This window comes from Streptomyces sioyaensis (assembly GCF_004122735.1).
In the GTDB taxonomy this organism is placed as follows: domain Bacteria; phylum Actinomycetota; class Actinomycetes; order Streptomycetales; family Streptomycetaceae; genus Streptomyces; species Streptomyces sioyaensis.
The window spans coordinates 62,211-79,479 of the sequence record NZ_SDIF01000004.1 but is presented as its reverse complement, the minus strand read 5'-3'; the positions used below and the strand labels follow the sequence as shown (position 1 = coordinate 79,479).

Here is a 17,269-nt window from a genome sequence, read left to right as displayed (position 1 = left end):
GGAGAACCATGGACGAGCGACGCCGCGGGGCGGCGCCCTGGCGGGGCCAGTGGCCGGTGATCGGCGTGGTGGCCGTGGGCGGCGCGATCGGCGCCACGGCCCGTTACGGCGCCGCGCTCCTGTGGCCCACCGCCGCCGGCACCTTCCCCTGGACGACCCTGACCGTCAACGCCGTCGGCTGCGCCCTGATGGGCGTCCTGATGGTGGTGATCACCGAGGTCCGCTCGGCCCACCGGCTGGTGCGTCCCTTCCTCGGCACCGGCATCCTCGGCGGCTTCACCACCTTCTCCACCTACGCCGTCGACATCCAACGGCTGGTCGACGCCCGCCGGCCGGCCCTGGCCGTGGCGTACCTCGCGGGCACCCTGCTCCTCGCGCTCGCGGCCGTCTGGGCCGCGGTCGCGGGCACGCGCGCACTTCTCGAACTGAGGCGGCGGACGGCATGACACACGGCACGGCACATCCCGGCGGCGCCCCCGCGCTGCGGCTCACGGTCTTCGTCGGCGAACAGGAGGCCTGGCACCACAAGCCGCTGTACGCGGAGCTGGTGCACCGCGCCCGCCGGGCCGGACTGGCCGGCGCCAGCGTCTTCCGCGGCGTCGAGGGCTTCGGCGCCACCTCCCTCATCCACACCCAGCGGCTGCTGTCGATGAGCGAGGACCTGCCGGTCGCGGTCGTCGTCGTGGACACCGAGGAGCGGATCCGGGCCTTCCTGCCGGAGCTGGACGAACTCCTCGCGGGCGGCGGCCTGGTGACGCTCGACCCCTGCGAGGCACTCACCTACCCCCGCCCGGACCGCCCGGCCGCGGACGAGGGCGGACGCGGGTGAACTGGCTGCTGGTGGTGGTCGGTGCGATGGTCGGCGCGCCGCTGCGGTTCCTCACCGACCGCGCCGTGCAGTCCCGGCACGACACGGTCTTCCCCTGGGGGACCTTCACCGTCAATGTCGTCGGCTCCCTGATCCTCGGGACGCTGACCGGCGCGGCCGCGGCCGGCGCCGCCTCCTCGCACCTCCAACTGCTGCTGGGCACCGGCCTGTGCGGGGCGCTGACCACGTACTCGACGTTCTCCTACGAGACCCTGCGGCTGGCGGTGGACGGGGCGCGCGGCTATGCCGCGGCCAATGCCGTACTGAGCCTGCTGGCCGGGCTCGCGGCCGCGTTCGCGGGTGCGGCGGCTGCGCAGGCCTGGTGGGGCTGACCCGGGCGGTCGCGGACGGACGAAAGCGGTGGGGCTCGTGGTGAGCCCCACCGCACGGGCGGCGCAGGGATGCGAGGGCTGGTGGGGATACGAGCGCCGTCCGCCAGGTACCGGTACTCGTCAGCCCCAGGCCGTACGCGGAGCCGGCTGCCGTCAACCGGGCCGGGACCGCTGGGCCACCGCCGAACTTCGTTGTTTCCGGAGCGTCCTCCTAGGGGGTCAGGAGGCCTTGCCGAAGCGGATGCCCGCCAGGCCGTTGGCCCAGAGCTGGTCCACCTTGGCGCGTTCGTTCGCGTCCGGCTGGGCGTTCTGGCACGAGGTGCCGGGGCCGCCGCCGGACATCAGCTCGCTGCACGGACCCTCGTAGTGGTCCGGCAGGCCCAGTACATGGCCGGTCTCGTGCGCGGCCACGCGGGTGGAGTTGTACTCCTGGTTCTGCTTGTGGTCCAGGAAGACGTAGCCCTTGCCGTGGCCGTCGGTGCTGGCGTACGAACCGCGCGGGTCGTCGCCCTCGCGGTACTGGAAGTCGCCGCCGCTGCCTTCCTGCAACTTCACGTTGTGCACCGCGCTGTTCCAGATCGAGGTGCTCTCGGCTATCTGGCTCTTGTACGTCGGCGCCGCACCGGCGTCGTAGGTGACGGTGACCGTCGCCGCGTTCGGGTGGGCCTTCATCTTGGCCCGCGCGGACTTGATCACCGCTTCGAAGAACGCCTTGGTGTCGGCCTTCTCGGCCGCCGAACCCTGGTAGGCGGCGATCGAAGCGGGCGTGCTGTGGTGGGAGTTGGCGAGGGAGGAGGGGGAAGCTGCCGAAACCGGCGCCGCGGCTGCGAGTGCCGCGGCGAGGCCCAGGCCCAGCGCTGCCGACAGCGCTGTCTTGGGAGATCTCATGTGGGGGGCTCCTTCATCTCCGAGGGCCGTACGGTCGCCGTGTGGGGCGGCGACCGGGGCCCTGCGGATTTCTTGGTGCCGTCGAGTCTGGACGCAGTTCACCCACGGGACGGAGATGCCAGGTGGCGATAGCGCCGGCCAATACCCCGGAGAGAAAGGGAGTTGAGGCAGGTTTAAGAGTCTGGTGTGACGGATGCCGACCTCGTTATGCTCCGGACGTGGAGCTAGAGGTCAGGCATCTTCGCGCATTGTGCGCCATCGCCGACACCGGCAGCGTACGCAAGGCGGCGCGGCAGCTCGGCATGACCCAGCCCTCCCTGACGACCCAGCTCCACCGCATCGAGAAGGCCCTCGGCGGCCAGCTGTTCTTCCGGGAACCGACCGGCAGCCGTCCCACGCCGCTGGGGCATGCGGTCCTGTGCCGGGCCCGGCCGATCGTGGCCGAAATGCGGGCACTCATCGACGAAATCGCCTCGGCCTCCCACCACGAACGGGGCGCACGGCTGCACATCGGCAGCACCAACAGCCCCGCCGTCGCGGGCTGGCTGCGGCGGCTGCGGGTGCGGCTGCCGGAGACGGACACCACGATAAGAGCCGATGTGTCCGCCAATGCCCTGCTCCACATGGTGGCGACCGGACAGCTCGACGCCGCCTTCGTCCACGAGGTCGAGGGCGCGCCGCTGCGGGTCCCCGACGGCCTGGTCGAGCATGAACTCGTCGCCAGAGAACCGCAGTTCATCGCCCTGGCGGACAGCCACCCGGCGGCCGCCCGGGACGTCGTGCGGGTGGCGGACCTCGCCGACGACCAGTGGATGGTGGACCCGACCGTGGACGGCGAATGGGCGGGGCTGCGCCGTATCTGGGCCGCGGCCGGCATCACCCCGCGGGTCGTGCACGGCGACTACCTCACCGCGGTCGACCTCGTCACGGCCGGCGAGGTGGTCACCCCCTGCCAGCCGACCGCCCGCTCCCGGCACGGCATGGCGATCCGCCCCCTGTACGGCGACCCGCTGGCCGTCCGCCTCTTCATGGCCTGCCGCCACGACGCCACCCCGGCTGCCTCCGCGGACGACCTGTTCGCCGATCTGACCGCCTCGTACCTGGAGATCGCCTGGGCGAGCGAGGCGTACCGGGCGTGGCTGGTGCGCCATGACGGGCTGTTGTCGGTGGGGATTTAGGGGGTGTCCCCTGGGGCAGGGGCGGAAAGGTCCTGGGTGCAGTGCCGGCCGGCGGGACGACGTCGGCTCATTTCCGGCTCGACTCCACGTATTCGAAGGTCCGCTCGTTCATGGCGTGTTCCCGCTTGTCCCAGGAGTAGACCCGGCGGATGTCGTACCCCCTGTCGGCCGGCTCCTGCACGATCACGTCACGGCCCGACAGCTTCACCGACCGGGGGCGCTCGGCCTCGTCCATGATCAGGGTGACCTGGCCGTGGTTGACGGTGAAGGCCCACAGGAACAGGAAGTACGGCCCCGAGGCGATGCCGAGCAGCAGCTCGTCCTTGCCGTCACCGTTGAGGTCCCGGTACTGCGGCGCCTTGACCGGGCACGGATCCTGCCCGAGGGCCGTGCAGTTCTTGATCTTCTTGTCCGTGCCCTCTTCGTCGAGAGGGCTGGTCATCGTGGTGAGCCGGGCCTTGGCGACGGCGAGCGCCGAGACCCGGTGGATGTCGTCGGACGGCACCCGCGGCAGCCCGCGCACCGGTGACGGCACACCGTCGTTGAGCTCCGAATTGGGCTCGCCGAGCGGTGGCGGGGGCTTTCTGGGGGTCCACAGCTGCTTGGGGGCCGAAGCGGCCGGCGTGGGGCCGGCGCTCTTGGGCTCCCCGGCCCCGCTGCAGCCGGACACCAGGAACACGGCCGACGCCATGACGAGGGCCAGCACCGGCAGCGCCGCCCGGGAGCGCCCCTCGGGGGCCGGCGGAGTGCGAGACATCGGCAGGTCATTTCCAGTCACGGTGGCGGGCGGGTCACGTCGGACATGATGCTGTCTGTTCCGCATTGCGGCAATCCTGCCGTGCGCTGGGGGCGCCGCCGGGGGCGCGGCGCGGCCCTTGCGGCGCGGCGGATCCTCAGCTCCCGGGCGGGCGGCCACGGCCGGTGCCTCCCTCCTCCTGCTCTGCCGCCCGCTCCTCCAGGAGGGCCCGTTCCCGGGCGTTGCGGGTCAGTGCGGCGGCCCGCAGGAACTCCTGCCGGGCCTCCGCCGCGCGCCCCAGCCGGGCGAGCAGATCGCCGCGCACGCTCGGCAGGAGGTGGTAGCCCGCGAGCGCCGGTTCCGCCGCCAGCTCGTCCGCCACCGCCAGGCCCTGTGCGGCACCGAACGCCATGCCCACCGCCACCGCCCGGTTCAGCTCCACGACCGGGGACGGCGCGACCTGCCCCAGCGCCTCGTACAGCACCGCGATCCGCGGCCAGTCCGTCTCCTGGGCGGTGCGCGCCCGGGCGTGGCAGGCGGCGATCGCGGCCTGCAGGGCGTACGGGCCGAGGGTGCCGCCCAGTTCCTCGGCGCGGGCGAGCGCGGCCAGCCCGCGCCGGATCAGCAGCCGGTCCCAGCGCGACCGGTTCTGCTCCAGCAGCAGCACCGGCTCGCCCGTCGGCCCGGTCCGGGCGGCCGACCGCGAGGCCTGGATCTCCATCAGCGCCACCAGCCCGTGCGCCTCCGGCTCCTTCGGCAGCAGCCCGGCCACCATCCGTCCCAGCCGCAGCGCGTCCTCGCACAGCGCCGGCCGCATCCAGTCGTCCCCGGCCGTCGCGGCGTACCCCTCGTTGAAGACCAGATAGACGACCTCCAGCACCGACGCGAGCCGCTCGCCCCACTCCACCCTGGCCGGCACCTCGAACGGCACCCGCGCGTCGGCGAGCCGCTTCTTCGCCCGGACGATCCGCTGCTGCACGGTCGCCTCGGACGTCAGGAACGCGCGGGCGATCTCGTCGGTCCGCAGCCCGCCGACCAGCCGCAGGGTCAGCGCCACCCGCGCCCGGGTGGACAGCACCGGATGGCAGGAGAGGAACACCAGCCGCAGCAGATCGTCCTCGATCTCCGCGCCGCCCTCGACCCGGGCGAAGGCGGCCTCCGGCCGGCCGGGACCGCTCTCCGCCTCCCGTCCGAGCAGCTCGACCTTGCGGGCCAGCCGCTCCTGTCTGCGCAGCAGATCGATCGCACGGTTCCTGGCGGTCGCCATCAGCCAGGCGCCCGGATTATCCGGGATGCCGGTCTCCGGCCATCGTTCCAGCGCGGCCACCATGGCGTCCTGGGCCAGCTCCTCGGCGAGCCCCACGTCGCGCACGATCCGGGTGAGACCGGCGATCAGCCGCGCCGACTCGATGCGGAACACCGCCTCGACCGCGCGTCGTGCGTCGCCTGTTGCCGTCACGGCCACATCAGAACACCCGGGCCCCGCGGCGGCAATCGGACACCGCACGGCGGGGCCGGGCGGGGGCCCTGGCCGGCGGCCGGCTGACGCCCTGGTGGCCGCAGAGCGCCGCGGCCCGGTGGCCGGCGCTTCGGCCAGCTGCGTGAAAGGCGGCGCCCCGGCCTGCCGCGCGCCGCCCGGTGCCGGGTGCGATGCCCGAGAGTGGGGTGCCCGAAGGCCGACGAGGCCGAGCCCTGGAGAGCCCCGTGGACGGCACCCTTTCCCTGGTCCTGCTCCTGTTGTTCCTGTGGTGCCTGTGCTCACGGCGGATGGAGCACTTCGAACTCACTGCTCCGGCCGCCTTCGTGCTGCTGGGCCTGCTGCTGGGCGAGGGCACCGGCGCCCTCGACCTCGCGCTGCCGCACGAAACGGTCAAGGCGCTGGCGGAGGTCACCCTGGTGTGGGTGCTCTTCACCGACGCCGCACGGCTCTCCTTCCGCGCCCTGCGCCCCGAACTCGGCCTCTACGTAAGGCTGTTGGGTATCGGACTGCCGTTGTGCGTGGGCCTGGGCGCGCTGCTGGCGGCCGCCCTGCTGCCCGGCGTCTCGGGCTGGGCCGCCCTGTACGTCGGGGCCGCACTCGCTCCGACGGACGCCGCGCTCGGCGCCACGATGATGGTCAACCCGGAGGTACCGGTGAAGATCCGCCGGGTCATCAACGTGGAGAGCGGCCTCAACGACGGCATCGTCACACCGCTGGTGGTGCTCGCCCTGGCCGGGATGGCGTCGGCCGAGGGGGCCGCCGGACCGCATGCCACCGGCCATGCCCTGGTGGAACTCGCCGTCGGTGCGGCGTACGGCGCGGTGGCCGGCCTGGCCGCCGGCTGGCTGCTGCGCACCACGCTCCGCAACGGCTGGGCGGCCGAGGACTTCGCCGGCCCGGGCGTCCTGGCGCTGTCCCTGCTCAGCTACACCTCCGCCCTCGCCCTCGGCGGCAACGGCTTCGTCGCCGCCTTCGTCGCCGGTCTGGCGTTCGGCACGATGCACGGTGCGCCGCAGCGGGTGCTGCTGTACGTCGAGCAGTCCGCGGCACTGCTGTCCGTGCTGGTGTGGCTGGTCTTCGGCGCCCTCCTGCTCCCGGAGATGGCCGCCGACTTCACCTGGCAGGCCGTGCTCTACGCCGTCCTGAGCCTCACGGTGATCCGCATGGTGCCGGTGGCGCTGTGCCTGGTCGGCAGCGGTCTGGACGCCCGAACCGTGCTGTTCGTCGGCTGGTTCGGGCCCCGTGGACTGGCCTCGGTCATCTTCGGCCTGCTCGCGGTCGAGGAGCTCGACCGCGCCGGTGCCCGTCCGGTGCTCCCGGTGCTCGCCTGCACGGTCCTGCTCAGCGTCCTCGCCCACGGCCTCACCTCGACACCGCTGGCCCGGCGCTACGGGCGGGCGGTCAAGGACACCGGCCCCGCGGCCGCCCCGGCGGACGAACTGCCCGTCAGGGGCATGGCGGCCGGCGGTCTGCACCGCGTCCGGCGCCGGGGCGGCCCCCTCCGGCCGTGAACGCCACGGACGGGACGCGGCACCCCTGCCGCCGGAACGAGAAGACCGCACCCGGAGAACGGACACCGAACTCGGAGAACGCACACCGCACTCGGAGAACGCACACCGCACCCGGAAAAAGAAGACCGCACCCGCTCCGTCATGGACGCCATGTGCGGCGCCCCGCGGACCGGGTGCGGACAGGTGGCCGACGCGACCCGCGCAGTGCAGGTCAGGCCGTCCGGGCCGAGGTCAGGCCTTCTTGGTCTCCCAGAAGATCCGGTCGATCTCGGCGATGAGCTCCAGCGCCTTCTCGCCCGTCTTCGGGTCGTTGGAACCCTTGGCGGCGCTGAGGGCCTTGAGGGTGTCGTTCACCAGCTGGTGCAGCTGCGGGTACTTCTCGAAGTGCGGGGGCTTGAAGTAGTCGCTCCACAGCACCGAGACGTGGTGCTTGGCCAGCTCGGCGCGCTGCTCCTTGATCAGGACGGCGCGGGTGCGGAAGTCCGCGTCCTCGTTGGCCTGGTACTTCTCCTGGACGGCCTTGACCGACTCGGCCTCGATGCGGGCCTGGGCCGGGTCGTAGACGCCGCAGGGCAGGTCGCAGTGGGCGCTGACCTTCACCTTGGGGGCGAACAGGCGCGAAAGCATGTTCAGTCCTTCCTCGTGATCGTCTTCTCAGGTGCGAGATTACTCGGTGGGGGAAGGCTTTTCTCGGGCGGCCCGGGGGTCTTAGGGCAAAAGTCCGGTGTCACGCTGGGACTGTTGGAGGATGGGCCGGTGAGCGGGTCGGACCGGGGCTGGACCGGGAGGTACGGGATGCCGGAGCAGGTGCACGAGCGCGGGCCCGGGCAGGGCGAGGGCTCAGAAGCGGGGCAGGCGCGGGGCGGACCGCTGCGGGCGTTCGGGCTGGCCGAGGTGTACAACCCGTCGATGGTGCCGACGCTGCAGCCCGGTGACCAGCTGGTCGTGCAGTACGGAGCGGCGGTGCGGCCCGGCGCCGTGGTCGTGCTGCGGCATCCGTTCCGGCAGGATCTGCTGATCGTCAAGCGGGCCGTACAGCGGCGGGACGGCGGCTGGTGGGTCCAGGGGGACAATCCGTTCGTCGAGAACGACAGCCGGGAATTCGGGGTGGTTCCCGACGAACTGGTCATTGCCCGCGCCTGGGTGCGGGTCCGCCCGCCGCGGGGGGTTCAGCGGTCGGTCGCCGGGGTGCTGTCCTGGGTGGTCTCGGCGGTGCGGCCGGTACGGGCCGAGCGTTCGCTCTCCAGCCGCTTGCGGGCCCGGTAGGCGGCGACGTTGGCGCGGGTGGCGCAGCGGTCGGAGCAGTAGCGCCGGGAGCGGTTGGTGGAGGTGTCCAGGTAGACGTTCCGGCAGGGGCGCGCCTGGCAGAGGCCGAGGCGGTCCACGCCCAGGTCGGTGAGGTGGAAGGCCAGGCCCATACAGGCGGTGGCGGTGTAGCCGGCGGTGGCGTTGGCCGCGTGGTCGGCGATGTGCATGTGCCAGTGGGGGCGGCCTCCCGTGCCCCCGTCGTCGCGGTCCTCGTGGCCGGAGATCTGCGGGCTGACGGGGAACTCCATCATCAGGGCGTTGAGGAGGTCCACGGCCAGCACCTCGTCGCCGGCGTCGGCGGCCTCGAAGACGGCGCGCAGCCGGGAGCGGACCGTGCGCAGCCGCGTGACGTCGCTGTCGGTCGCGCGCCGGGCGGCCTGCTGGGCGGGGCCGAACAGCTCCCGTACCGCCTCGACCGAGGTGAGGCTGTCGGTGCCGCGCTCGGGCTGCTCGGTGTTGACCAGTCGCACGGCATAGTCCGAGTAATAGGCCAGTTCCACTTGTAGTCCTTACGGGCGAGGGCTAAGGTACGGAATGCTGGATGAAGTAATGGGTGATATAGGTACCAGGGTATTACGCCCGGAAGGGGAAGCGATGACCGAGACCGTCGTCGGTGCCGACTGGCAGGCGTGGCAGCACAGTTGGGACCGCCAGCAGGAGTGGTACCTCCCCGACCGCGAGGAGCGGTTCCGGGTGATGCTGGACATGGTCGAAGCGCTGGTGGGTCCCGCTCCCCGGGTCCTGGACCTCGCATGCGGCACGGGCAGTATCTCCGACCGGCTGCTGCAGCGGTTCCCCGGGGCCGAGAGTGTGGGCGTCGATCTGGATCCCGCGCTGCTGGCCATCGCGGAAGGGTACTTCTCCGGCGAGCGCCGGGTCCGCTTCGTGCGGGCCGATCTCAAGGACCCCGAGTGGACGGCGAAGCTGCCGCACGCCTCCTACGACGCGGTGCTCACCGCCACCGCCCTGCACTGGCTGCACAGCGGGGAGCTGCGCGGGCTGTACGGGCAGCTCGGCGGGCTGGTGCGGGACGGCGGGGTCTTCATGAACGCCGACCGGATGCCCGACGAGGCCACCCCCCGGATCAACGCCGCCGACCGCGCCTTCCGGCATGCGCGGCGGGACGCGGCGAAGGCGGCCGGTGCCGTCGACTGGGCCGAGTGGTGGCAACTGGCCGCCGCCGACCCGCGGCTGGCCGCGCCGACCGCCGAGCGCTTCGAGATCTTCGGCGAGCACGCGGACGGTGACACGCCGTCGGCGGCATGGCATGCCCAGGTGCTGCGTGAGTCCGGCTTCGCGGAGGCGCGGACGGTGTGGTCCTCGCCCACGGACGCGCTGGTGCTGGGCCTGAAGTAGGCCCGGTGCCCCGGCGGCGGGGGTGCCGCCGGGCGGCGCGTGCGCACCGCGGTGGCACCCCGTGCGGGCTCCGCCGCACAGGGCACCCCCGCCAGGGCGCTACAGGACCTTCGACAGGAACGACTTCGTCCGCTCGTGCTGGGGGTTGCCCAGCACCTCGCGCGGATGGCCGGATTCGACGACCACGCCGTCGTCCATGAAGACCAGCGAGTCGCCGACCTCGCGGGCGAAGCCCATCTCATGGGTCACGACGATCATCGTCATCCCGTCCGCGGCCAGGTCCTTCATGACGTCCAGGACGTCACCGACCAGCTCCGGGTCGAGCGCCGAGGTCGGCTCGTCGAAGAGCATCAGCTTCGGCTCCATCGCCAGCGCCCGGGCGATGGCCACGCGCTGCTGCTGGCCGCCGGAGAGCTGCGAGGGGTAGTTCGCGGCCTTGTCGGCGAGGCCGACGCGGTCCAGCAGCGTGGTCGCGCGCTCCCGGGCGGCGGCCCTGGACTCGCCCTTGACCTGGATCGGCGCCTCCATGATGTTCTCCACCGCGGTCATGTGCGGGAAGAGGTTGAAGCGCTGGAAGACCATGCCGATGTCGCGGCGGCGGGCGGCGACCTCCTTGTCGCGCAGCTCGTAGAGCTTGCCGTTGTGCTCGCGGTAGCCGACCAGTTCGCCGTCGACGGACAGCCGGCCGGCGTTGACCTTCTCCAGGTGGTTGATGCAGCGCAGGAACGTCGACTTGCCGGAACCGGAGGGGCCGATCAGGCAGAAGACCTCCCGGGGCGCCACCTCCAGGTCGATGCCCTTGAGGATGTGCGCCGTGCCGAAGGACTTGTGGACGCCCTCGGCCTTGACCATCGGGCCGCCGCTGGTGCCCGCGGCCTTGCTCGTCGTCATCTTGGTGGTCATGCCGCACCTCCGGCGCTGCGGTTGAAGCCGCCGGACAGCTTCGCCTTGGCGCGCTGGAGCGGAGTGAGCGGGAGCTGTCGGCTGGAGCCGCGGGCGTAGTAGCGCTCCAGGTAGTACTGGCCGATGCTCAGCACCGTGGTGGCGATCAGGTACCAGGCGGCGGCGAGGATCAGCATCTCCACCACGACGCCCGAGTCCCGGCCGACGTTCTGGGCGGCCTGGAGGAGGTCGTAGTACTGGACGGCGATGACCAGCGAGGAGGTCTTCAGCATGTTGATGACCTCGTTGCCGGTCGGCGGCACGATCACCCGCATCGCCTGCGGCACGATGATCCGGCGCAGCGTCTTGGCGTGGCTCATGCCCAGCGCGTGCGCCGCCTCGGTCTGGCCCTCGTCGACCGCGTTCAGACCGGCCCGGCAGATCTCCGCCATGTACGCGGCCTCGTTGAGCCCCAGGCCCAGCAGCGCACACAGGAACGGGGTCATGAAGTCCGACCACTCGTCCTTGTAGATCGGCATGATGTCGATGTACTGGAAGACCAGGCCCAGGTTGAACCAGAGGAACAGCTGGACATAGACCGGCGTACCGCGGAAGAACCAGACGTAGAACCAGGCGACCGTCGAGGTCACCGGGTTCTTGGACTGGCGCATCACGGCCAGGATCACCCCGAGGACGATGCCGATGATCATCGACAGCACGGTGATCAGCAGGGTGTTGCGCAGGCCCTTGAGGATGTCCGCGTTGAACATGTACTGGGGGATGGCGTCCCAGTTGACGTTCCCCGAGGCGAAGGCCCGGCCGAGCAGGGCGACCAGCCCGAGGACGACGACCGCCGCCACCCAGCGCCCGTAATGGCGGACCGGGATGGCCTTGAGGGGCTCGGGCTGGGGCGGCGGAGCGTCCGCCGGCGGCTGGGCCGACTTGTCGACGTCAACTGACACGGGTGTTGCCTTTCAGCATTCGGCGGGAGGTGCGCGGAGCGGACGGGAGGGCTGACGGCGGCTCAGGAGCCGCCATTGAGCTGCACGTCCTTGACCGCGGCATCCTTGACGTCCCACTTGTCCAGAACCTTGGCGTACGAGCCGTTCTTGATCGCGAGTTCCATCGCGGCCTTGAGGGCGTCGCGCAACTGCTGCTTGCCCTTGGGGACCGCGATGCCGTACGGGGCCGCCTTGAGCGGCGCCCCGCCGACCATCTGGAAGTCCTTGCCGTGGCCGGAGACCTTCACTGCGTACGCCGCGACCGGGTAGTCGCTGGAGACGGCGTCCACACCGCCGGTACGCAGCCGGGTCTGGGCCTCGGAGTCGTTGTCGAACGCCTCGATGGAGATGGCCTGCTCGCCGTTCTTCTCACAGGCCTTCGACTTGTCCTTGGCCAGATCGTCCGAGACCGTGCCGCGCTGCACCGCGATCTTCTTGCCGCACAGCGTCTCCCAGCCGTCGACGCCGTTGGTCTTGCCCTTGCGGGTGTAGAGCGAGACGCCGACATTGAGGTAGTCGATGAAGTCGACGCCCTCACCGATCTTCTTGCCGGTGTTGCTGTCGATGCCCTGCTGGCGTTCCTTGGTGTCCGTCATCGCCGACATCGCGATGTCGTAGCGCTTGGACTTCAGCCCGCCCATGAGGGTGTCGAAGGTGGCGTTGTTGAAGTTGAGCTTGATGCCCAGCTCCTTGCTCATCGCCTCCGCGAGGTCCGGGTCGATGCCCTCGACCGCGCCGTTGGAGCGGAACTCCACCGGCTTGTACGTGATGTCCGAGCCGACCTGGAGCAGGGCCTTCTCCTGCACGTCCTTCGGCAGCTTCTTGAACAGCGGCGCATGCACATTGCGGTTCTTCTTCGCCTCACGCCTGGCGATGGCCGCGTCCGTCTGGTCTCCACAGGCGCTGAGCAGCAGGAGCGAAGCCGCGACCGCGGCCGCCGTGGCCACGGCTGTACGAGACCTGCCGTGGGCCGGGCGACGGGTGGTGCGTGCGGTCATGCTGATCCTCCTGCGGATGGAGAAGCCGACGTGACAAAGGCCGGGGTGCACGCCCTGGAGCGTCGTGACCTCGGTTGGTGACGGGAATCCTGCCACCCGGACTCCGGTATTCGGACCATCACACAGGTCAAAATCGCATAACGGACGGCTCGGCGGGTTGACGGCCTTGCGGCGCAAGGGGGGTGTGCCGCCGGCGGAATGCGAAGGATGCCCTGCTCACTTCGGCCGTCTCGGGATGCGGACCGCGCAGCTCGGCACTCTTGAGTTCTTTGTGCGCTTCCCGCATTTTGCGCACTAAAAGGTTATTGTCTGGTCTCTGAAGCCGAGGGTAATGAATCCAACTCGTCGGGGCCCGCGCCCGTCGGGTAAAAAGGTTCGTTACACCCCTCATCCGGGGCTCAGGGCGCGTGTGCGGCGCGCCCGGCGTCCGTTCCTCCCCCCGCGCGGCGGCCATCTGCCGCGCAGGGCCCGGACGCGGTGCCCGCCCACCCCTCAACCAGGGAGTGGCCACCCTCAGCAGATTCACGATTAAAAGGGGTAAAACAAGTGGCAGCGGAGATCGTCAATCCTCGCAGCGACAGCAATACAGGCGCGGGCGCGGGCAGCGCGCCCGACGACGCCTTCGATCCGGCCTTCGCCCTGCATCGCGGCGGCAAAATGGCCATCCAGGCGACGGTGCCGGTCCGCAACAAGGACGACCTGTCCCTCGCGTACACACCGGGCGTCGCCAAGGTGTGCAGCGCCATCGCCGAGCAGCCCGCGCTCGTGGACGACTACACCTGGAAGTCCAACGTCGTCGCCGTCGTCACGGACGGCACCGCGGTGCTGGGCCTGGGCGACATCGGCCCGGAGGCGTCCCTCCCGGTGATGGAGGGCAAGGCCATCCTCTTCAAGCAGTTCGGCGGCGTCGACGCGGTGCCGATCGCGCTCGGCACCACGGACACCGACGAGATCATCGAGACCGTCGTCCGGATGGCCCCGTCCTTCGGTGGCATCAACCTGGAGGACATCTCGGCGCCGCGCTGCTTCGAGATCGAGCGCCGGCTCCAGGAGCGGCTGGACATCCCGGTCTTCCACGACGACCAGCACGGCACCGCCGTGGTCACGCTGGCCGCGCTGCGCAACGCCGCCAAGCTCACCGACCGGGCGCTCGGCCAGCTGCGTGCGGTCATCTCGGGCGCCGGTGCGGCCGGTGTCGCGATCGCCAAGATCCTCATCGAGGCGGGCATCGGCGATGTCGCGGTGTGCGACCGCAAGGGCATCGTCTCCGCGGACCGCACCGACCTCACGGACGTCAAGCGTGAGGTCGCCGGCTTCACCAACAAGGGCGGGCTGACCGGCTCGCTGGAGGATGCGCTGGACGGCGCCGATGTCTTCATCGGGGTCTCCGGCGGCACGGTGCCGGAGGAGGCGGTGGCGAAGATGGCGAAGGAGTCGCTGATCTTCGCGATGGCCAACCCCACCCCGGAGATCCACCCGGACATCGCGCACCGGTACGCGGCCGTGGTCGCCACCGGACGCAGCGACTACCCCAACCAGATCAACAACGTGCTGGCCTTCCCGGGCATCTTCGCCGGAGCCATGCAGGTGCGGGCCTCGCAGATCACCGAGGGCATGAAGCTCGCCGCCGCCGAGGCGCTGGCCGCCGTCGTCGCCGATGAGCTCAGCGCCGACCGGGTCATCCCCTCGCCGTTCGACGAGCGGGTCGCCCCGGCCGTCACCGCCGCGGTCGCGGCCGCCGCCCGCGCCGAGGGCGTGGCGCGCCGCTGACGCCCCGGCAGACTCCGCCCACGGGCCGGGCCCGCACCTCACAGGTGCGGGCCCGGCCCGTCGTCGTGGCCGTGTGCGGTCGTCGCGGCGCGGTGCGTGTCACACCCGTACGCGGTACCGCAGCGCCCGTCCGCGGCCTACGTTGGGATCATGTTTGCTGCCTATGCCGCCCGCATCGACCGTGACCAGCCGCTGAACGGCCTCGAATTGGGGGAGCGCCCGGCCCCTGACGTACGCCCCGGCTGGACGACCGTCAACGTCAAGGCCGCCTCCCTCAACCACCACGACCTGTGGTCGCTGCGCGGGGTGGGGATCACCGAGGACGCGTTCCCGATGATCCTCGGCTGTGACGCCGCCGGCATCGACGCGGACGGCAACGAGGTCGTGCTGCACTCCGTCATCGGCCAGACCGGTCACGGCGTCGGCCCGAAGGAGAAGCCCTCCATCCTCACCGAGCGCTACCAGGGCACCTTCGCCGAGCAGGTCACCGTGCCCGTGTGGAATGTGCTGCCCAAGCCGAAGGAGCTGTCCTTCGAGGAGGCGGCCTGTCTGCCGACCGCCTGGCTGACCGCGTACCGGATGCTGTTCACCAACGCGGGCGTACGGCCCGGCGACAGCGTGCTGGTGCAGGGCGCGGGCGGCGGGGTGGCGACCGCCGCCATCGTGCTGGGCGCCGCCGCGGGGCTGCGGGTCTTCGCCACCAGCCGGGACGAGGCCAAGCGCAAGCGGGCGCTGGAGCTGGGCGCCGAGGCGGTGTTCGCGAGCGGGGAGCGGCTGCCGCAGCGGGTGGACGCGGTGATCGAGACGGTCGGCGCCGCCACCTGGTCGCACTCGGTCAAGTCGCTCAAGCCCGGCGGCGCGCTGGTGATTTCGGGCGCCACCAGCGGCTTCACCCCCAAGAGCGGGGAGCTCAACCGGATCTTCTTCCTGGAGCTGAAGATCGTCGGCTCCACGATGGGCAGCAAGGAGGAGCTGGCGTCGCTGCTGAGCTTCTGCGCCGCCAAGGGCATCCGCCCGGTCATCGACTCCACGCTGCCGCTGGACCGGGCGCGGGAGGGCTTCACGAAGATGGCGGAGGGCGAACTGTTCGGGAAGGTCGTGCTGACGGTCTGATTCCGGGTCGGGGCTCTGGTGCTTGGGGGGCTCGGGGCTCCGGGGCTCGGGGCTGCCGACTCTTCCACCGGCCGACTTTTCCACCGGCCGTCATTTCCATGGGCCGTTGTTTCGACGGGGAAGGGGCCGGAGGCATGCGGATCCTGCGGGCGGCAGGGCGGGCGGCCGCGCCGTGGAGCAACGGCGGCGGGGTGACCCGCGAGATCGCGGTCCATCCGCAGGGCGCCGGCTGGGACGGCTTCGCCTGGCGGGTCAGCCTGGCGGACGTCACCCGCGACGGGCCGTACTCGCCGCTGCCCGGGGTCCGGCGGATCCTCACCGTCGTCGACGGCGCCGGGCTGGAGCTGACGGTGGACGGCACCCCGCGGCTGCTGCCGGGCCGCTACCGCCCGTACGCCTTCCCCGGCCGCGCCACCACCGTCTCCCGGCTGCTGGACGGCCCGGTCGTCAACCTCAATGTGATGCTCCGGGACGGGCGGGCGGCGGCGACCGTGGAGGTGGTGGCCGGGAGCTGGTCGCCGGAGCGGGAGCCGGAGCCGGGCCCGGAGCCGGACAGCCGGGTGGCGGGCGGCCCGGACCCCGCGGGCGGGCCGGACCTCGTGGGTGGCCCGGACCCCGCGGGCGGGCTGCTCGTGGTGGCGCTGGAGGGAGCCACCCGACTCACGGTGCCTGGGGAGCCCGGCGAGTCCGGGGTGCGGCTGGAGCGGTTCGACGCGGTGCTGTGGGCGGGGCCGGACGCGCTGCCCGGCGGACTGCGGACGGACGGCACCGTGGCGGTCGTCCGGTTGCGGGGCCGCCCGCCCGGCTGACGCTTCCTCAACGACGGGTGCCTCTCGGTCGGTCCTTCCTCGCTACGGGATGCCTGCGCGTCAGCCTCCCTTGCCGCCGGGTGCCTCTCGGTCGGCTCAGCCTCGCCGCCGGGCTCTCGGTCGTCCCTTCCCCCCTTCCCCTCTTCCCCCCTTCGACCCGGAATCCGTGTCAATGAAGGTTGACGCGCCCGGTGTGTCAACCTAAATTGACACCATGACTGAAGCAACGGATCTCGCCGAGCGGGCGGGTGACCGCGACCCCAGGGTCGGACTCCGTGCCGTGGCCGCGCTCCGTCGGCTGCTGGAGCAGCTCGAAGCCGTACAGGTGCGCAGTGCCCGGGCGAAGGGCTGGTCGTGGCAGGAGATCGCGGCGGAGCTGGGGGTCAGCAGGCAGGCGGTCCACAAGAAGCACGGGAGGCGCTGATGTTCGAGAAGTTCACGGCCGAGGCGCGCGCAGTGGTGAGCTGCGCCGCGGAGCAGGCGGACCGTACGGGCAGTGACACGATCGGCGAGCCGGAGCTGCTGCTCGCCCTGCTGGACCGGACGGATTCACCGGCCGCCGGGGCGCTCGCCGCCCTCGGCCTCCATGAGCGGCGGCAATCGGTGGCGGACGGCCTGGCGGCGGTGCGCCGGCGGGGTGGGGTCTCGGCGGCCGATGTGGCGGCACTGGCCGGGCTCGGTATCGACGTCGACGCGATCGTGGCGAGCGTGGAGCAGGAGCACGGGGTGGGTGCGCTGGCCGCCGACCGGACGCCCGGGCGGCGCCGGCGGGTGCGCCGTCGGTTCACGGCGGAGGCGAAGTCCGTCCTGGAGCGCGCCCTGCGGATGGTGGCCGGCCGCGGCGAGCGGTCCATCGGCGACGAGCATCTGCTGCTCGCGCTGACCACCGGGCGCGGACCGGCGGCCGCGGTGCTCGCCGACCACGGGGTGACCCACGAGGCGGTGGTGCGGGTGCTGGGGGAGAGCCGCGGCACACGCGCGAGTTGAGGCGCCGGGGAGGGGTGAGGGGCCGGGGCGGGGCGTACGCCGGGCCGCCCCG

At 71.7% G+C, this 17,269-nt stretch carries 20 protein-coding genes; 12 read left to right on the top strand and 8 right to left on the bottom strand.

Features of this window, described 5'->3' with window-relative positions:
* The first annotated feature begins 8 nt into the window (after window positions 1-8).
* From crcB (EST54_RS02495) to crcB (EST54_RS02485), 3 genes are read left to right on the top strand one after another with little or no spacing between them, the layout of a single operon-like run.
* Window positions 9-446 carry a fluoride efflux transporter CrcB gene (gene crcB / locus EST54_RS02495; protein WP_129244496.1) on the top strand — a complete coding sequence of 146 codons (438 nt, stop codon included), beginning with the start codon at window positions 9-11 and terminating at the stop codon, window positions 444-446.
* Complete coding sequence (locus tag EST54_RS02490; RefSeq protein WP_129244494.1) at window positions 443-829, top strand: DUF190 domain-containing protein; 387 nt, start codon at window positions 443-445, stop codon at window positions 827-829. The genes crcB (EST54_RS02495) and EST54_RS02490 overlap by 4 nt, the downstream gene beginning before the upstream one ends.
* Window positions 826-1,200, top strand: a complete 375-nt coding sequence (gene crcB / locus EST54_RS02485) for a fluoride efflux transporter CrcB (protein ID WP_129244492.1) — start codon at window positions 826-828, stop codon at window positions 1,198-1,200. The genes EST54_RS02490 and crcB (EST54_RS02485) overlap by 4 nt, the downstream gene beginning before the upstream one ends.
* A 219-nt stretch (window positions 1,201-1,419) precedes the next feature.
* On the opposite strand, the gene snpA is transcribed toward crcB (EST54_RS02485), so the two are convergent.
* A complete protein-coding gene (gene snpA / locus EST54_RS02480; protein ID WP_129244490.1) occupies window positions 1,420-2,088 on the bottom strand; it encodes a snapalysin in 669 nt (222 codons plus the stop codon).
* A gap of 218 nt (window positions 2,089-2,306) precedes the next feature.
* Here snpA and EST54_RS02475 point away from each other — a divergent pair, with 218 nt between their 5' ends.
* The gene (locus EST54_RS02475) at window positions 2,307-3,266 is read left to right on the top strand and encodes a LysR family transcriptional regulator (protein WP_167511463.1); all 960 of its coding nucleotides are present in this window, start codon (window positions 2,307-2,309) and stop codon (window positions 3,264-3,266) included.
* 67 nt (window positions 3,267-3,333) lie between these two features.
* Here EST54_RS02475 and EST54_RS02470 read toward each other — a convergent pair whose 3' ends face one another.
* Entirely contained in the window at window positions 3,334-4,023 is a 690-nt protein-coding gene (locus EST54_RS02470; RefSeq protein ID WP_129244488.1) for a hypothetical protein, read from the bottom strand.
* A gap of 136 nt (window positions 4,024-4,159) precedes the next feature.
* Window positions 4,160-5,467, bottom strand: coding sequence for an RNA polymerase sigma factor (locus EST54_RS02465; RefSeq protein ID WP_203525395.1), 1,308 nt, complete (start codon window positions 5,465-5,467; stop codon window positions 4,160-4,162).
* A 239-nt stretch (window positions 5,468-5,706) separates the two neighbouring features.
* Here EST54_RS02465 and EST54_RS02460 point away from each other — a divergent pair, with 239 nt between their 5' ends.
* Complete coding sequence (locus EST54_RS02460) at window positions 5,707-6,993, top strand: cation:proton antiporter (RefSeq protein ID WP_129244484.1); 1,287 nt, start codon at window positions 5,707-5,709, stop codon at window positions 6,991-6,993.
* A gap of 231 nt (window positions 6,994-7,224) precedes the next feature.
* On the opposite strand, the gene sodN is transcribed toward EST54_RS02460, so the two are convergent.
* Window positions 7,225-7,620: a superoxide dismutase, Ni gene (gene sodN, locus EST54_RS02455; RefSeq protein ID WP_129244482.1), complete on the bottom strand. Its 396-nt coding sequence runs from the start codon at window positions 7,618-7,620 to the stop codon at window positions 7,225-7,227.
* Window positions 7,621-7,788: 168 nt separating this feature from the next.
* Between sodN and sodX the strand changes: the two genes are divergently transcribed.
* Window positions 7,789-8,259 (top strand): nickel-type superoxide dismutase maturation protease, encoded by a 471-nt coding sequence (gene sodX / locus EST54_RS02450; protein ID WP_129244602.1) that lies wholly within the window; start codon window positions 7,789-7,791, stop codon window positions 8,257-8,259.
* Here the strand turns inward: sodX and EST54_RS02445 are convergent.
* Entirely contained in the window at window positions 8,163-8,801 is a 639-nt protein-coding gene (locus tag EST54_RS02445; RefSeq protein WP_129244480.1) for a CGNR zinc finger domain-containing protein, read from the bottom strand. The genes sodX and EST54_RS02445 overlap by 97 nt on opposite strands.
* A 94-nt stretch (window positions 8,802-8,895) precedes the next feature.
* On the opposite strand from EST54_RS02445, the gene EST54_RS02440 reads away from it, so the two are divergent.
* Window positions 8,896-9,657, top strand: coding sequence for a class I SAM-dependent methyltransferase (locus tag EST54_RS02440; protein WP_129244478.1), 762 nt, complete (start codon window positions 8,896-8,898; stop codon window positions 9,655-9,657).
* A 99-nt stretch (window positions 9,658-9,756) separates the two neighbouring features.
* On the opposite strand, the gene EST54_RS02435 is transcribed toward EST54_RS02440, so the two are convergent.
* The 3 genes from EST54_RS02435 to EST54_RS02425 all read right to left on the bottom strand — a co-directional run bounded on the left by EST54_RS02435 (window position 9,757) and on the right by EST54_RS02425 (window position 12,538).
* Window positions 9,757-10,509, bottom strand: a complete 753-nt coding sequence (locus EST54_RS02435) for an amino acid ABC transporter ATP-binding protein (protein WP_129244600.1) — start codon at window positions 10,507-10,509, stop codon at window positions 9,757-9,759.
* 47 nt (window positions 10,510-10,556) lie between these two features.
* Window positions 10,557-11,501, bottom strand: coding sequence for an amino acid ABC transporter permease (locus tag EST54_RS02430; protein ID WP_129244476.1), 945 nt, complete (start codon window positions 11,499-11,501; stop codon window positions 10,557-10,559).
* A gap of 62 nt (window positions 11,502-11,563) precedes the next feature.
* Complete coding sequence (locus EST54_RS02425) at window positions 11,564-12,538, bottom strand: ABC transporter substrate-binding protein (RefSeq protein WP_129244474.1); 975 nt, start codon at window positions 12,536-12,538, stop codon at window positions 11,564-11,566.
* A 546-nt stretch (window positions 12,539-13,084) separates the two neighbouring features.
* Between EST54_RS02425 and EST54_RS02420 the strand changes: the two genes are divergently transcribed.
* The 5 genes from EST54_RS02420 (at window position 13,085) to EST54_RS02400 (ending at window position 17,217) form a co-directional block, all read left to right on the top strand.
* A complete protein-coding gene (locus tag EST54_RS02420; protein ID WP_129244472.1) occupies window positions 13,085-14,308 on the top strand; it encodes an NAD(P)-dependent malic enzyme in 1,224 nt (407 codons plus the stop codon).
* Window positions 14,309-14,458: 150 nt separating this feature from the next.
* Window positions 14,459-15,421, top strand: a complete 963-nt coding sequence (locus EST54_RS02415; RefSeq protein WP_129244470.1) for a zinc-binding dehydrogenase — start codon at window positions 14,459-14,461, stop codon at window positions 15,419-15,421.
* 134 nt (window positions 15,422-15,555) lie between these two features.
* Window positions 15,556-16,230 carry a HutD/Ves family protein gene (locus EST54_RS02410; protein WP_129244468.1) on the top strand — a complete coding sequence of 225 codons (675 nt, stop codon included), beginning with the start codon at window positions 15,556-15,558 and terminating at the stop codon, window positions 16,228-16,230.
* 214 nt (window positions 16,231-16,444) lie between these two features.
* Window positions 16,445-16,654 carry a helix-turn-helix domain-containing protein gene (locus EST54_RS02405; RefSeq protein WP_009718008.1) on the top strand — a complete coding sequence of 70 codons (210 nt, stop codon included), beginning with the start codon at window positions 16,445-16,447 and terminating at the stop codon, window positions 16,652-16,654.
* Window positions 16,654-17,217: a Clp protease N-terminal domain-containing protein gene (locus EST54_RS02400; RefSeq protein ID WP_129244466.1), complete on the top strand. Its 564-nt coding sequence runs from the start codon at window positions 16,654-16,656 to the stop codon at window positions 17,215-17,217. The genes EST54_RS02405 and EST54_RS02400 overlap by 1 nt, the downstream gene beginning before the upstream one ends.
* Window positions 17,218-17,269: the final 52 nt, after the last annotated feature.